Source organism: Acinetobacter sp. SFD (genome assembly GCF_001647575.1).
Classification (GTDB): Bacteria; Pseudomonadota; Gammaproteobacteria; order Pseudomonadales; family Moraxellaceae; genus Acinetobacter; species Acinetobacter pecorum.
This window is the reverse complement of sequence record NZ_LSZJ01000015.1, coordinates 141659-157784: the sequence shown is the minus strand read 5'-3', so window position 1 is coordinate 157784 and position 16126 is coordinate 141659. Positions and strand designations below refer to the sequence as shown.

The following is a 16126-nucleotide window of genomic DNA, read 5'->3' as shown; positions in this document are numbered from 1 at the left end:
CATTATAATTTTAGTTCAGGCCTGTGCTTATTTTCCTTAAGCTGGTACAGCCTTACGTCCTGCCTTATGCCGCGCAATAATGGTTTTCATGATTTGTGCTGTTCCATCGCCAATCTGGAAACCGAGTACATCCCGCATCCGCTGTTCCATCACACCACGGTCATAACCGGCATGGCCAAAAGTCAGCAGACATTGATGAATCACATCATAGGCCAGTTTTGGCCCCCACCATTTACACATGCCCGCTTCAGAGGTATGTGGGAGATGATTGTCTTTCAGCCATAAGGTTTGCAGGCAAAGTAAGCGTGCAGCTTCAACCTGAGTTTCGTATTCCGCGAGTGGATGCGAAACTCCCTGAAAAGCAGTCAATGGCTGACCAAAAGCTTCACGTTGGGCAGCATATTCCCAAGCTTCATCCAGACTCACCCGGGCAACGGCCAAAACCTGTAAACCGATCAGAGCACGAGAAAAATCAAAGCCCTGCATCACCTGCACAAAACCTTTGTTTTCATCCCCTAGACGGTGATTGACTGGCACACGAACATTGTCAAAGAAGATTGAACCGCGACCAATGGTGCGCTGACCATGACAGTCAAATCGTGTGGTACTGATGCCCGGTAAATTCATCGGAACCAAGAGCGCTGTCACGCCATGCGCACCATCTTCATTGGCACCAGTACGGCCAAACACTACAGAAGCATCTGCCTGATCGGCTGCAGAAATTGAGGTCTTTTCGCCATTAATGACATATTCATCGCCATCACGTTCAATCTTTAAACGTAAATTCGCTGCATCAGAACCGCCTCGTGGCTCGGTCAAGGCAATTGAAAAGATAGCCTCGCCTGCAGTGAGTTTTTTCAGCCAAGGCTCAACCACTTCAGGCTGACCATGTTCGGCCAGAATCTGCCCATTTAGGGAAGCAAGCAGGTTGATATAGGAGAAACTTAAATCCGCCTTGGCAATCGCTTCATGGATAATTCCAGCCGCCAGTCGGCCCATGCCCTGACCGCCGTACTGTTCCGGAAGTTCAGGTGCAATAAAGCCCATTTCGCCCATCTTTTTGACCAGATCACGGTCAAAGACTCGGCTTTGGTCGCGTTCCAGAAAGCCGGGAGCAATATATTTCTGGGCAAATTTTTCTGCCGTTTCTGCCAGAAACTCGAGTTCTTCAGTGATATAAGGATTCTTTTTCATGGATCAGTCTCCTTATTTGGCATATTTACGGAATTCAGGCTGACGTTTTTCTTTCAGTGCATTGACTCCCTCTCGAGACTCTTCAGTATCATAATAAAGTTTCAGCGCATACATCCCCATACCAGCAATACCCGCCTGATGTGCGGTATCCATATTGAAACTGCGTTTGGCAATTGCTATGGCAGTCGGACTACGCTGACAGATTTCTTCAGCCCAGGCCTGGACTTCTGCATCCAGTTGATCGGCAGGCACGCATTTATTCGCCAAACCCATTTCCACAGCTTCCTGCCCAGAATAACGACGGCACATATACCAGATTTCACGGGCTTTCTTCTCACCTACCACACGCGCTAAAAATGCCGTACCATAGCCCGGATCAACCGATCCCATTTTTGGACCAACCTGGCCAAAAATGGCTTTGTCTGAACAGATGGTCAAATCACAAATGGTTGCCAGCACATTGCCACCGCCAATGGCATAGCCTTGTACGCGTGCAATTACCGGTTTAGGTACATCACGGATGGCGGTATGCAATTCTTCCATCGGCAAGCCAATCGTGCCACGGCCATCATAATTGCCATCATGCGCGGACTGGTCACCACCGGTACAGAAAGCTTTCTCACCCGCGCCTGCCAGCACAATTGCGCCCACGTTACGGTCATAGCCCGATTTATTCAATGCCTTGATCAGTTCGTCACAGGTGGTGCCACGGAAGGCATTCATTTTTTCTGGACGGTTAATCGTGATCCAGGCAACACCGTTTTTAACTTCATATAAGATATCTTCAAAATTCATTTTCTTTACATCCTGTACTGTTTTTATCGATCTGGTTGAACTGTGATTGTTATGAGATTTAATGATGATGTCCGTTTAACCGTTCATGGTTAAACCGCCAGAGACACTGAGTACCTGCCCGGTAATAAAGCTAGCGTCATCACTCAAGAAAAAGGCAATGGCAGAAGCCAAATCATCCGGTTGACCCAAGCGACCCAGTGGAATGGCACGAATAAAGGCTTCACGTAATTTTTCCGGATTTGATGCGCCTTCAGTCACGCCTGCAAGCAAAGCCGTATCGGTGGGTCCCGGGCAAATCACATTAATTTTGATGTTATGACGTGAATGCTCACGTGCCAGCGTTTTAGAGAAAGATAACAAGCCGCCTTTACAGGCCGCATAGACTGCTTCACCTGAAGAACCGACCCGGGCTGCGTCAGAAGCAATATTGACAATGCTGCCGGAATTGCGTTCCACCATGCCTTTCAGCACTGCAAAATGCATATTCAGCATACCGACCAGATTAATCTGTATCAGTTTTTCCCATTCCTGCGGATTGGTTTTAACAAAAGGTTTAAAAATATCCCAGCCGGCATTGTTGACCAGTCCATCAATTGGACCGAGTTCAGTTTCTGTTTTTTGAACCGCCTGCTCAACCACATCACTTTGGGTAATATCACACTGAATTGCCAGTGCCTGACCGTATTGATTGATTTCATTCGCCAGCTTTTCAGCCGCTTCCAGATTCATATCAAAAATGGCGACTTTGGCGCCTTCCTCTGCCAGACGTCGGCAGGTGGCTGAACCAATTCCGCCTGCTCCGCCTGTCACAATCACAACCTTGTCTTTTAATCCTTTCATTGCTCATCCTTACGCTATTTTGTTGTCGAATTTAATCGGCTGTTGTTTTAATTCAGTGTGTTTTATCTAAAATAGAAAGAGATTGAATTTATGTCAACATATTTACATAAAATAATATTTATAAATTATTATTTATATATTTATCATTAACTTAATATTTTTATTTATTCAATGTATTGACCTATATTGGTTTTTGGCTTTAGATTAATTTGAATCCGACTTCACTCTAGGGCCAAATTATGTCTTTTGCATGACAGATAATTTATTCCTTTAAAATTAGGAAGAAAACCTTAGATATTTGACGAGTGAGCGCAATGGAAGTGAGGAGAAAAAGAGAGATTTCCAAACCATAAAACTGATTGACTCAGAATTTAAATAGGAAAATTTCTGCAAAAACACTATGATTTTTAAAACAAATTATAATAGAAACTGATTTGTGCGAAAAAGCGCTAGGCTATACTCTGCGCGGCTCGGCTATTTCAGTTTTGAGGATGTCCAATATTGTGAGTGATACTTTGTCAAAAAAATATGATCAATCCTTATACTCTGCTCATAACCGGCTTTTTTTCCGGCTGTTTCAGGTGGGCAATAGCCTGGACCGAAAATGCCTCAATGAGCTGAAAATATCCCCAGTGCATTGGGCAGTACTGGGTGCTTTGTCCCGTCCAAAAGTTAAATCAGGAATGTCCTTTTCTGATCTGACTGAATATCTCGGGGTGAGCCGGCAAAACCTGGACGCAGTATTAAAACGGCTGGAACGTGATGGTCTGGTGGAGCGGGTCATTAGCGAACAGGACCGCCGCGCTAAAATTGTTGCGCTGACGGCTGAAGGCTTGGAAACATGGGACAATTTGCAAGCTGATTTCTTTGATTTTTATGGTCAGGCCTTAAATAAGCTGGCTTTTGATGATGTGATTACACTGATTCATCTGCTCAATAAAGTAAATGATGGTTTAAAAAGTATTCATCTGCATAAAGAAACAGATCAGGAATAAACAAATAGAAATACAGCTTTAATTGATGAATATAATAAAAGAGCCTGTATTCAGGCTCTTTTTTTGAAGTTGAAATTATGCCTTTTGTGGATCGTATTGACGGTCCTTGATGAAAATCCCGGACACTGCTCCACACAAGAAATAGGCACCGCCCATAATCAGAAAGCCTAGGCCAATTGAACCACCGCTGGCTGCAGCACCAATAATCGCAGGTGCAAACATGGCGCCAATACGGCCTGCATTATAAGCACCGCCTACTGCAGTACCACGAATCGAGGTGGCGAAGCTTTCTGTCATATAAGTGGCATTAATCGCATATGGAATGCCATACAGGAAGCCAAAGAAAATCAGCAGATAGGCAATGTTATCTGGGGTATTGAATAGCACAATCACGGGCAGGAAAATCGCCGTTCCAATTGCTCCAAACGCAAAGACAGCGCGTCTACCCAGACGGTCTGCGGCAAAGCCCGCTAGAATTTTGCCGAAAATCATCGCCACATAAGTACCAATCATATAGCCGGCCATGGATTTAAAATTCATGTGCAATTCAGATTCCAGATATGCCGGCATCCAGTTGTTTACCCCATAGTAGCCAAATTGCAGAAAACCGGCCGTGAAGATCCATAAAATAAACATTCTGCGATTCGCAGGATCCGCGAAAATCTCTTTGACTGTGCTTTTTTTGGCGGGTTGCTGTGCTGTGATTTCAGCTGGGGCATATAGACGCTGCAAACGTGCACGCTGCCAGGATTCTGGCTCAGGAACCAGTTTCTGGATAAAAATCGCCATAACCGAGGGAATAATGGCAATAAAAAACAGGGTTCGCCAGCCATATTCCGGAATGATCCAGCCTGCCAGTACAGTGGCCACAATATAACCGACGGTCCATCCTGCCTGTAAGGTACCTAAAACCGTGGTGCGATATTCAGTTGGAACATATTCAGCCATGAGCGTATTGGCTGCAATATATAAAGAGCCAATACCGAAAGCAGACAGAAAGCGTAAAACAGCAAATTGTTCAAAGTTTTGTGCAAAGCCTAAGGCTGCGGTCAATATGGAAAATACCAGAATCGAAATGACTACGGTACGTACACGGCCCAGATGGTCACAGGCCCAGCCACCTATAAAGCCACCAATCGCCATACCTGCTAAGGTAAAACTGCCTAGTGTACCCGCCTGCAGATTACTGAGACCAAACTCTGCTTTCAGGCTATTTAAACTGAAAGACAACAGCAACATGTCAGCGCCATCTACCAGTAAAGCCAGAAAGGCGAAAATAAAAGCAATTTGCTGGGTTCGTTTGGTCGTAGGTTTAATCTTTTCTAATTCTCTAGCTAAATCCGTCATATTTAAATCTCTGTTTTCCTATCCTTAGGTTTTCATGATCTTTTTATATTTAAAGCTATTCCGCTAATGAATATGCTTTAAGGCTAATCCTTTTTTAATTCACCTGATTGACTCCTTTTTTAATCTTGTCTGGGAGATCCCTTTTTCCTTGTTATCAGTTAGCTCCTGTTCCTCATTCATGCTTATATGTGCATCAGGCTAAAGAAAATAAGATGAATATTCAATCATTTTAGATGTTTTATTTTGTTATGCGAAATTTATTATCATAAAGTTGATTGTTCTTTCATTTTCATATAGCTTTAAATAGAGGGATAAGAACGATATGTCATTTGAATAAGATCGAGCAGGGAGCGTAATAATGGGTGCCTTAACAGGATTTCGTGTACTGGATTTAAGCCGGATTTTGGCTGGGCCTTGGTGTAGCCAGATTCTGGCTGATCTGGGTGCAGAAGTGATCAAGATTGAAAAACCGGATCATGGGGATGATACCCGTATCTGGGGACCACCCTGGCTTAAAAACAATCAGCAGCAAGATACCCATGAATCGGCTTATTACCTGTCAGCCAACCGTGGCAAGCATTCGGTTGCAATCGATTTATCTACACCTGAAGGTCAAAGTATTATCAAAAAACTTGCTGAACAAAGCGATGTAGTCATTGAAAACTATAAAGCCGGTTCGTTGAAACGATACGGGCTGGATTATGAAAGTCTAAGTCAGCTAAATCCGCGACTGGTATATTGTTCTATTACCGGTTTTGGCCAGAACGGTCCGCGTGCGCAAGAGCCGGGCTATGATTTTATCGTTCAGGGAATGGGCGGCATGATGAGTGTCACTGGCGAACGTGATGACCTGCCCGGTGGTGGCCCGCAAAAAGCAGGTCTGGCCTTTTCCGATTTGACCACCGGCTTATATGCCGCAATTGCCATTCAGGCGGCTTTGTTGTCCCGTGAGAAAACCGGTGAAGGTCAGTATATTGATATGGCACTGTTAGATACTCAGGTAGCTTCCCTCTCTGTTCTGGCCATGAATTATCTCACCTCAGGCAAAGTCCCCGGTCGCTTTGGAAATGCGCATGCCAATATTGTGCCCTATCAGGTGTTTAAAGCCCAGGAAGGTGAATTTATTATTGCCTGTGGCAACGATCTGCAATTTCAAGCTTTGTGTCAGGCCGTTGGTCTGGCTAAGGTGGCAGAAGATCCTCGCTTCTTGAAAAATTCAGGACGTGTTACACATCGTGAAGAACTGACCACAGTTCTACAGGCTCATTTCTATACTCGACCTGCAAAAACCTGGGTGGATTTAATCCATGCGGTTAAAGTACCGGTAGGAATGATCAATGACCTGAAACAGACTTTGCAAGAAGAACAGGTATTGGCACGCGATATGGTGATTCAGATGCCGCATACCTTACGTGAAGATTACACCTCAATCGGTTCACCGATTAAACTCTCCAAGACACCGGTAGAATATAAAAAGGCCCCACCTTGTCTGGGTGAAGATACCGATGCCATTTTGAGTCAATATTTAAGCCCTGTTGAAATGGAAGAACTAAAAAGCAAAAAAGTCATCCAGCAGCGATAAGCCTGCAAGCAGTAAAAAAGAAATCTTTCGATTCCTTTTTTATTTTAAATCTAATGAATTAGATTATTCCTTAGCAGGCTTTGTCACTCGGCTGAACAGTACGAGGCAGTTCACGACGCAGAATTTTGCCTACTGTTGACTTTGGCAATCCAGCCACAAACTCAATGTATTTGGGCAGTTTATAACTGGTCAGTTGCTGCCTCAGATAAGTCATGACTTCATCTTGGGTCAGATTTTCATCCTGTTTCACAATAAATGCCTTGGGTACCTGTCCAGATTTTTCATCATCAATACCAATCACTGCACATTCCAGTATTTTAGGATGTCTGGACAGTACGCCTTCCAGCTCATTGGGATAAACATTAAATCCGGATACCAGAATCATGTCTTTTTTTCGGTCCAGAATGGTGATATAGCCTTGTTCGTCCATACAACCGATATCACCTGTCAGGAAGAATCCATCTTTGGTAAATACCTGTGCTGTTGCTTCGGATTGCTGCCAGTATCCTTTCATCACCTGTGGACCACGTATGGCGATTTCTCCAGCCTGATTAAGCTCTACAGGTTTTCCTTCATCATTCAGAATCAGAATTTCAGTCCCTGCCAATGGCAAGCCAATCGTGCCACTAAATCGCCGGCTTAAAGGCGGGTTAAAAGTTGCAGTCGGTGATGTTTCAGAAAGTCCATAACCCTCATAAATCTGGCAGCCTGTGACCTCATGCCATAACTCAGCCGTATTTTTCAGAATAGATGCCCCTCCGCCGGTTGTGGTTTTCAGGCGTGAGTGATCGAGTTCACGAAAACGTGAATGATGCGCCAAGGCATTAAACATGGTATTCACCCCGGGGAAAACAGTGGGTGGATGTTTCTGGTATTGATCCGCCAAAGCATCCAGATCTCTCGGATTTGGAATCAAGACATTGGCGAAACCACGGCTTAAACCATAACTGAACAGGCAGATGGTAAATCCATAAATGTGATACAGCGGCAAGGCACAGAATACATATTCATTTTCAGCGGCATAGCGGTCAGTAAAATGACTGATAAATACGGTACTGTTCTGGGCGATATTAAATAAAATATTGCGATGGCTCAGTTCTGCGCCTTTAGAAACACCTGTGGTTCCTCCCGTGTATTGCAGAATGACCGTATCTTCCTGATGCTGTACAGGCGGTGCAAAATCAATAATCTCTACCTGATTTATTGCCTGTCTAAAGTCAGAAAACTGTTTATCCGGATATTGTGCTGCCTGACTATAAATAGCACTTGGCTGCTCTTGAATAAAATCCAGCGGATGCGTTGAAATGACATACTTGAGTTCAGGGCATTTATCTAATGTTATTAATTGCTCCAAAGTCTGCCCCAGGATAATCAAGGCTTCTGCACCTGAATCCTGTAGCTGATGATAGAGCTCGCGCTGGGTGTACATGGGATTGACATTGACCAGCACATAACCGGCACGAATAATGGCAAAGGTCGCAATTGGATACTGAATAATATTGGGTAACATCACGGCAATACGGCTGCCAGCAGTCAGCCCAAGACTCTGTAAATAGCTTGCCAGTTTCTGGCTATACATATCGATATCGTGATAGCTGAATTTACGATCCAGATAAATAAATGCGGTTTTATCCTGAAATTTCACCAAATTCTCAGCAATTGTCGTGCTCAGCGTTTTCTCAGGATCTGGCCGGGTAAACTCCGGATTGATATTCCACTTTTTATATTCTTCCATCCATGGCTGACTGCTCATGACTATACTCCTGTCCTGGATTTACAATTATTTTGTATTATTTAAACCATAAGATTTTGATTTTAATTAAATATTTTAAACAACTTTCTGCTGTTTCGATTCAACATACTGGTAGTGATAACTGCTACGAATAAAATGCTGATTTTTATCCCTAAATGAATGAGCATAATCTGGCCAGACCAAAGTCAGCTTGCGACTGACCGGGTCCAGATACCAGCTTTTACAGCTTTCCGATAACCAGACACTACCTTGGGAAAGCTGCTGTAGCTCCTGCATATAGCTATTTTCAGCTTCTTGATCTGCTTCAAAGACCTGAATCTGTTGCTGCTCAAAAAACTGCAAGGCATCCAGCACCAGATCAAACTGGGTTTCCAGAAAATAAAGCGCTGAATTATGCCCACTGCCTGTATTTGGCCCATTCAGGATGAACAGGTTTGGAAAGTTGTGTACGGTCGTTGACTGATAACCCTGCATACCGCTGGACCATTGCTGTTCCAGACTTAAACCCTGTTTACCCATGACCTTTGCTGCATAAGGTGGTCGTGCTGCTTCAAATCCGGTAGCAAAGACGACGATATCTGCAGGAAACTTATTACCGGACTTACTGATTACACCGTCTTTTGTAATTTCGGCCAAAGCTGAGTCTTCAAGTGTGACATGCGGTTTTAAAAAGGTTGGATAATAATCATTAGACAGCAATAAACGCTTGCAGCCTGGTTCATAATTCGGTGTGAGTTTCTGCTGTAATTCAGGATCTGAAATCTGATGTTTTAGGAATTGCAGGCAGTTTTTCTTGACCCGCTCAATCTGGCTTTTCAGATTACGGCGCTGGGCAAAATTGTATTCATTACCCCAGAACAAGGAATGTCTTAAGGCTGACATACTGTCCGGATCTTTGCGGAAAAGCTGTTTTTCTGACTCAGAATAAGGTCGGTCTGGTCGCGGCAAGATATACGGTGCACTGCGTTGCAATACTGTCAGACTTTTTGCTGTTTTGGCAATTTCCGGTACAAGCTGGATGGCCGAAGCCCCTGAACCCACCACAACGACACGCTGATTTTCCAGATTCACTTCGTGATTCCAGCGCGCAGAATGCATCACCTGGCCTTCAAATTCTTCCAGCCCAGGAATTTGTGGGAGATGCTCATCTGCCAGATGCCCGGTTGCGGTAATTAAGATCTCAGCCTGATACAAACCTGTAGCGGTTTGAATTTCCCAGATGCGCTCTCGTGCATTCCAGCTGGCCTTTTCCAGTTGGGTATGAAAATCGATATGTGGCCGGATCTTTTCCTGATCACAGCATTGAATTAAATAACGCTGGATTTCTGCTCCTTGCGGAAAGACCCGAGACCAGTCCGGATTTTTAATAAAAGAGAAAGAATATAAATGGGAAGGTACATCACAGGCGACCCCGGGATAGGTATTGTCACGCCAGGTGCCGCCCACTTCTGCTGCACGTTCAATGATTTTGAAATCGTGGATGCCCTGCTGCTTAAGGCGGATTGCCATGCCTAATCCACCAAAACCACTGCCTACAATTAGAATCTTGCTGCGCTGTCCTTGAGCTTGCATTATTTATCTCCTTTAAGGCATATAAGGCTGGATTTTTTGGTTCGCAGTATACTGTTCTGGATGCTGGCTAAACTGGTTTACCAGTTGCACCACTTCGGCTGGCGCTTCGATATTGAGTGCATGTCCTGAAGAAATTTCGATATAGCGACTGTTCAAAATTGAAGCAAACAGCAGTTTTGCTTGCGCTACAGGCACCATGCGGTCTTCACGGCAAGCCACAATCAACGTCTCTGCACGAATCTCAGGCAAGATCGATGTAATATCAATGCGATAATTCAGTTCACGCTGTTTGGCTGCATCCTGGGATGGTTTAACAAAACGTGCCAGATCCAACACCTGCTGTTCGCTTCGTGCAGACAGATAATCATCGCTATACAGGCAATAATTGACAAAATGAGGCAAGGCCGCAGATTGTTCAGTAAATAATTGCTGCCAGATAACCGTACGCAGTTGTTGCACCGAGCTGGTCTTGGCCCAACCGGCTAACAGGATCAAACGCGCTATGCGCTGTTTTAAACTGGCTGCTACTTGTGCAGCAATCACGGCACCGAGTGAATAGCCTACCACTGTAATGGTTTCATCTTCTGCAACTACATGTTGAATCAGCGCTTCAACCTGCTGGCTAAAATCAGTCACCTTTAGATCAGCTTTATCGGGGGTATGCAAATCAATGGATAAAACCCGCTGATGAATACCCAGCATAGGAAAAATATAGCTGAAATGCTTGTCGGTATTTCCACCGGTGCCATGAATCAGAATAATGGTGGGAAATGCAGAACGCTGTCCGACTTCATGAAAAGTAAGCTGCAGGTCAGCATAAGGAAACTGTCGAGTAATCATGTCTAAATCCATATAGACTCCTGATCTTGTTGTTTTATGGTTTATTCAACACCCGAAAATAAATCTCAATATTTGAATGGAGTGAAGATGCAAAAATTATTAAAAAAAGACCCACGACACGAGTATCGTGGGTCAAAAGGTTTAATCAAATTTGAACTCTTCAGGTTCAAGTAAAAACAGGCTTTCACCACCCGCCTGAATATTGGCAAAGTGGGTTGAAGTTCTTGGCAAAATACGTGCAAAGAAGAATTGTGCCGTTTTGATCTTGGCTGCATAGAACGGATCAGTATTGCCTTCTTCAATTTTCTGCTGCGCAGTAATTGCCATTTTCAGCCACAGATAAGCGGACACGACATAACCAGAGAAATATAGGTAGTCAACTGATGCTGCCCCAATTTCATTGGCAGACTGTTGAGCTTGCTCCTGAATGGTTCTGGTTAATTCCAGCCATTGTTCAGTCAACTGGCTGACTTGTGCAACTTGCTGGCTGAACTGGACATGTTGTTGGTGCTCTTTCACATAAGCTTGGATTTCATCGGTTAATGCGGTCAGCAGACCCAGTTTTGAACCTAGAACTTTACGCGCCAGTAAATCGATAGACTGAATTTCAGTGGTTCCTTCATAGAGGCTGGCAATACGTGCATCACGGGCAATCTGTTCCATGCCATGTTCAGCTATATAACCGTGACCACCGAAAATCTGCATACCATGTTTAGCCGCTTCTATGCCAGTTTCAGTCATTAATGCTTTGGCAATTGGGGTTAATAATGCCAGACGGTCTTCAGCTGCTTTCTTTTCTTCCGGGCTGTCAGTGGCTTCAGCAATATCGGCATAGGTCGCCAGATAATATGCAAGTGCACGTGAACCTTCTGCAAACACCTTTTGAGTCAGAAGCATGTTACGTACTGCCGGATGTACGATAATCGGATCTGCAGGCTGGCCTGGCGCTTTTGCACCTTCAAGTGAACGCATCGCCAGACGGTCTTTGGCATAAGCCAATGCCCCCTGATAAGAAGATTCTGCTGCTGCCAAGCCTTGAATGGCTGTACCGATACGTGCCGAGTTCATAAAGGTAAACATGCAGTTCAGGCCGCGATTTTCAGGCCCAATCAGGAAACCTTTGGCATTATCAAAATTCAGCACACAGGTCGCATTGCCGTGAATGCCCATCTTGTGTTCAATGGCGCTACACACCACACCATTACGGGAAGCTACATTGCCAGCTTCATCCAGATTGTATTTCGGCACAATAAACAGCGAAATACCCTTGGTTCCCGCAGGTGCATCTGGCAAACGTGCCAGTACGATATGCACGATATTTTCAGCCAGATCATGTTCACCGGCTGAGATAAAGATTTTCTCACCACTGAGGCTGTAACTGCCGTCTTCATTTGGCACTGCTTTGGTACGGATTAAACCTAGGTCAGAACCGGCATGAGATTCAGTCAAGCACATGGTTCCAGTCCAGCGACCTGCAATTAAAGGTACCAGAAACTTCTGTTTCTGTTCATCACTACCGTGGTGCTCTAAAGTACGCATGGCACCATGGGACAGGCCTGGGTACATCCCCCACGACCAGTTAGTTGCAGTGATAATTTCAGAAATAGCAATCCGGTATAAAGTTGGGAAGCCCTGACCGCCATATTGTTCATCACCGGTTAAAGAGGTAAAGCCAAGTTCTACATATTTGTCATAAGCCGCTTTAAACCCATCTGGAGTAGTTACGACACCATCCTGCAAACGGCAACCCTGCTGGTCGCCTATCGCATTAATCGGTAGAAGTTCGTTTTGGCAAAAGTCCGCAGCAACTTCCAGATATTGCTCCATAATATCCATAGAAACCTTGTCAGCGAATTTTGCATAGCCCTGATATTTCTGTTCAACGTTTAACAGGTCTTTTAGGACAAACTTCATGTCTTTTAATGGCGCAATATAATTTCTCATCGTAATTCCCTTGTATGAGTTCTAATTTGTATATTTGTGACAATTAATTTCATAATACGAAATTATGTTTTAAATCCACTATAATATAATTTAAAGAATAAAATCTAGTCATTCGATGAAATTTCCCATTTAAAAATAAAAATTATACAGGATGAAAAAAAAGCCATTCATGATGGAATGGCTTTTCTATTCAGCGACTGCCCTAAAGTTGATTAACGTGGAAAAAATTGAGCTAAACGTTGCTGAACAATTTGCTCTGCTTCCTGCATGATATTATCGATCAGCGCCTGACAAGTCGGAATGTCATGAATCAATCCCATCACTTGGCCTGCAGTCAGTACGCCTGCATCAATATCGCCATTTTCTAAAGCAAGCTTGCCTTTTAGGCCACTGACATAGGGACGAATCTGTTCAAATTCCAGATCTGGATCTTCACTCATTTTAACCACTAGATCAGATACTGCATTTTTGGCAACACGGGCGGTATTCCTGAACTGTCGATACAGCAGATGTGTCGCCCTTTCATCATTATCGACATAGAACTGCTTGATGTTTGGATGGATCGGCGCTTCCTGAGTGGCACAAAAGCGTGTACCCATATTGATGCCTTCAGCACCTAAAGCCAAAGCTGCGACCAGACCACGGCCATCAGCAAAACCGCCACTGGCCACAATCGGCACAGTGAGCTGATCAGCAGCGGCAGGAATTAAAATCAGGCCAGGAATATCGTCTTCACCCGGATGGCCCGCACATTCAAAACCATCAATCGAAATAACATCCGCACCAATTCTTTGTGCTGAAAGCGCATGACGAACGGAAGTACATTTATGAATGACAATAATGCCATGTTGCTTAAATGCCTCAATATGTTCATGAGGCTTGTTGCCTGCTGTTTCTACGATCTTGATACCGCTTTCAATGATCGCCTGTCGGTATTCTGCATATGGCGGCGGATTTACAGCGGGCAATAAAGTCAGATTGACTGCAAAAGGCTGATCGGTCATTTCTCGGCAGCGTGCAATTTCCTTGACCAGGGCTTCAGGCGTCGGTTGAGTCAATGCCGTTAATGTTCCCAAGCCACCAGCATTAGATACAGCACTGGCCATTTCTGCGGTACCAACCCACATCATGCCGCCTTGAATAATCGGATAGCGAATGCCTAAAAGCTCGGTAATACGCGTTTGAATTTTCATGAATGCTCTCCTTAGCGTCCGGTAAATTGTGCGGGGCGTTTTTCGACAAAGGCCTGTACACCTTCTTTGTAGTCCTGACTGCTCAGAGCCAGATATTGCAGGTTTTGTTCCAGCTCCAGTTGCTGGTCCATGTTATTTTCAGCACTGCGTTGCAAGGCCTGTTTGGTTAAAGCCAGTGCATAGGTCGGCTGTTGAGCTAATCGCTGTGCAATGTCGTCGATATAAGCATCAAATTCTATATCTGGAAGCATTTTCCAGATCATGCCCATTTCAGCGGCCTCTTTGGCATGCACCGGTTCCCCCAGAAAAGTGAGTGCCATGGCACGTGCATAACCGATTAAACGTGGCAACATCCAGGTGCCACCTGCATCAGGAATCAAGCCAATTTTAGAAAAAGCCTGAATAAATCGGGCACTTTCCTTGGCAATGACCAGATCACAGGCCAGTGCGATATTGGCACCTGCACCGGCAGCCACACCATTTACTGCTGCGATTACCGGTTTGGGACTCTGGCGGATCAGGTTAATCAAGGGATTATAGTATTTGGCCAGTGAGCCTTGCGGTGGCAAAGGCACATTGCCGAGCTGTCCAGCACGTTCTTTTAAATCCTGTCCCGCTGAAAACGCCCGGCCATTACCGCGAATCACAATCACCCGAATATCCGGATCTGTATTCCAGTTTTTCAGCACCTGCTGCACTTCCTCATGCATTTGCCGGTTAAAACTGTTGAGTGAATCCGGGCGGTTAAAGCTTAAGGTTGCGACGCCTTGCTGAACCTGAGTTTGAATCGTTTCCCACATCATCAATTTCCTTATTTTTTGCCTGTATCCCTACAATTAATAGCCTTTATTGACATCTACCTGATGGCATAAATCCAGCCCGAGATTTAAGCGTCGGTCATTTTCCAGAATCTGTTCCACCACCACAGACATGGGCGCATGTGAGGCGACATGTGGTGTAACAACGATCTTTTCATGCTGCCAGAATGGATGTTCAGCAGCTAATGGCTCCTCTTCAAATACGTCGACAATTGCACCACGTAACTGGCCGGAATCCAGTGCATTGAGTAGATCCTGCTCGATTAAATGCTGCCCACGCCCCACCTGAATAAGAGCAGCTTGGTCGGGTAATTTTTTAAATAGCTGTTCAGATAAGATGCCAGTATTGTCTGCAGTTAAAGGCATTAAATTAATCAAAATCTGGCTATGGGCCAAAAACTCGGAAAGCTGTTCTTGGCCTACATAGCTTTTGACCTGAGCAATCTCTTTTGGGGAATTGGACCATCCAGACACCTGATAGCCCATGTCGGCAAAACGTTTTGCCACATAACCACCCATATGGCCAAGGCCCATAATCCCGATCTGGATATGATGACTATAACTTTGACGATACTGTTTCCATAGCTGCTGCTTTTGCTGCTGGATCATGCGGTCAAAATAACGCTGAAAATACAGCACACCCCAAAGCAGATAATCAAACATGCCCTTTTGATGATGTGGATCCAGTACCCGGCAGACTGACTGGTCAGCTCTAATCTCGTTTAAATTTAAATGTTCGACTCCTGCAGCAATCGAATGAATCAGACCAAGTTCTGGAAGTTGCCGGAGTTTTTCCAGATCTGGAAACCACGAAGCTGCTGTGGTCGCCTGTTCAGCTTCCGGGCTGTCCAGTGTACAAAAACTGCCCTCAGGCGCATATTTCTGAAAAGACTTCACCAGAATGGCTTCAATATTCGGCACAGTACTGGATATCACAATCATGATGCATACTCCGTATATTGATGCTCAATCAGGGATAACGCAGCCTGCCAGGCACGCTGTAAAATCGGTTCAACTAAAGGACTGGCGAACTGCTTGGCAGTTTTAATTCGTACATCTTCACTTGGATAATGCAGTTCGGCACCGCCACTTAAGGCCTTCACCTGCGCCTGACAGGCACGCTCCAGAAAATAGATTTCATGAAAAGCCCGTGCAATCGTTTCGCCAGCCGTTAAAAGTCCGTGATTGCGTAAAATCATGGCGCGATGGCCGCCTAGGTCCTCAATCAGGCGTTCCTGTTCATCTGTTGACAA

The 16126-nt window shown here is 44.8% G+C and carries 14 protein-coding genes; 2 read left to right on the top strand and 12 right to left on the bottom strand.

The genetic code is table 11. The annotated features are described in order from the left end of the window. Positions 1-36: 36 nt before the first annotated feature. The 3 genes from aliB to badH form a co-directional block, all read right to left on the bottom strand. Positions 37-1194 carry a cyclohexanecarboxyl-CoA dehydrogenase gene (aliB, locus tag AY605_RS12950; protein ID WP_064096788.1) on the bottom strand — a complete coding sequence of 386 codons (1158 nt, stop codon included), beginning with the start codon at positions 1192-1194 and terminating at the stop codon, positions 37-39. Positions 1195-1206: 12 nt separating this feature from the next. Beyond that, positions 1207-1989: a 2-ketocyclohexanecarboxyl-CoA hydrolase gene (gene badI / locus AY605_RS12945; RefSeq protein ID WP_064096787.1), complete on the bottom strand. Its 783-nt coding sequence runs from the start codon at positions 1987-1989 to the stop codon at positions 1207-1209. A 75-nt stretch (positions 1990-2064) separates the two neighbouring features. Then, positions 2065-2829: a 2-hydroxycyclohexanecarboxyl-CoA dehydrogenase gene (badH, locus tag AY605_RS12940; protein WP_064096786.1), complete on the bottom strand. Its 765-nt coding sequence runs from the start codon at positions 2827-2829 to the stop codon at positions 2065-2067. Between the two features lie 503 nt (positions 2830-3332). Between badH and AY605_RS12935 the strand changes: the two genes are divergently transcribed. Continuing rightward, positions 3333-3824, top strand: coding sequence for a MarR family winged helix-turn-helix transcriptional regulator (locus tag AY605_RS12935; RefSeq protein ID WP_064096841.1), 492 nt, complete (start codon positions 3333-3335; stop codon positions 3822-3824). Positions 3825-3899: 75 nt separating this feature from the next. Here AY605_RS12935 and AY605_RS12930 read toward each other — a convergent pair whose 3' ends face one another. Then, positions 3900-5171: an MFS transporter gene (locus tag AY605_RS12930; protein WP_064096785.1), complete on the bottom strand. Its 1272-nt coding sequence runs from the start codon at positions 5169-5171 to the stop codon at positions 3900-3902. Between the two features lie 358 nt (positions 5172-5529). Here AY605_RS12930 and AY605_RS12925 point away from each other — a divergent pair, with 358 nt between their 5' ends. Continuing rightward, positions 5530-6753 (top strand): CaiB/BaiF CoA transferase family protein, encoded by a 1224-nt coding sequence (locus AY605_RS12925; RefSeq protein WP_064096784.1) that lies wholly within the window; start codon positions 5530-5532, stop codon positions 6751-6753. A gap of 70 nt (positions 6754-6823) precedes the next feature. On the opposite strand, the gene AY605_RS12920 is transcribed toward AY605_RS12925, so the two are convergent. The 8 genes from AY605_RS12920 to AY605_RS12885 form a co-directional block, all read right to left on the bottom strand. Continuing rightward, entirely contained in the window at positions 6824-8506 is a 1683-nt protein-coding gene (locus AY605_RS12920) for an AMP-binding protein (protein WP_064096783.1), read from the bottom strand. Positions 8507-8581: 75 nt separating this feature from the next. Continuing rightward, on the bottom strand, positions 8582-10078 hold the full coding sequence (locus AY605_RS12915) for a flavin-containing monooxygenase (RefSeq protein ID WP_064096782.1): 1497 nt from the start codon (positions 10076-10078) through the stop codon (positions 8582-8584). A 12-nt stretch (positions 10079-10090) separates the two neighbouring features. Continuing rightward, complete coding sequence (locus AY605_RS12910) at positions 10091-10930, bottom strand: alpha/beta fold hydrolase (protein WP_064096781.1); 840 nt, start codon at positions 10928-10930, stop codon at positions 10091-10093. A gap of 129 nt (positions 10931-11059) precedes the next feature. Beyond that, positions 11060-12862 (bottom strand): acyl-CoA dehydrogenase C-terminal domain-containing protein, encoded by a 1803-nt coding sequence (locus AY605_RS12905; protein WP_064096780.1) that lies wholly within the window; start codon positions 12860-12862, stop codon positions 11060-11062. Between the two features lie 212 nt (positions 12863-13074). Further along, positions 13075-14055, bottom strand: a complete 981-nt coding sequence (locus AY605_RS12900) for an NAD(P)H-dependent flavin oxidoreductase (RefSeq protein WP_064096779.1) — start codon at positions 14053-14055, stop codon at positions 13075-13077. An 11-nt stretch (positions 14056-14066) separates the two neighbouring features. Then, positions 14067-14855, bottom strand: coding sequence for an enoyl-CoA hydratase-related protein (locus tag AY605_RS12895; protein WP_081406375.1), 789 nt, complete (start codon positions 14853-14855; stop codon positions 14067-14069). A 36-nt stretch (positions 14856-14891) separates the two neighbouring features. Further along, on the bottom strand, positions 14892-15815 hold the full coding sequence (locus AY605_RS12890; RefSeq protein ID WP_064096777.1) for a 2-hydroxyacid dehydrogenase: 924 nt from the start codon (positions 15813-15815) through the stop codon (positions 14892-14894). Then, positions 15812-16126, bottom strand: a 315-nt coding sequence (locus tag AY605_RS12885) for a class II aldolase/adducin family protein (RefSeq protein ID WP_171254975.1), incomplete at its 5' end; no start/stop codon positions are given. The genes AY605_RS12890 and AY605_RS12885, both read right to left, overlap by 4 nt.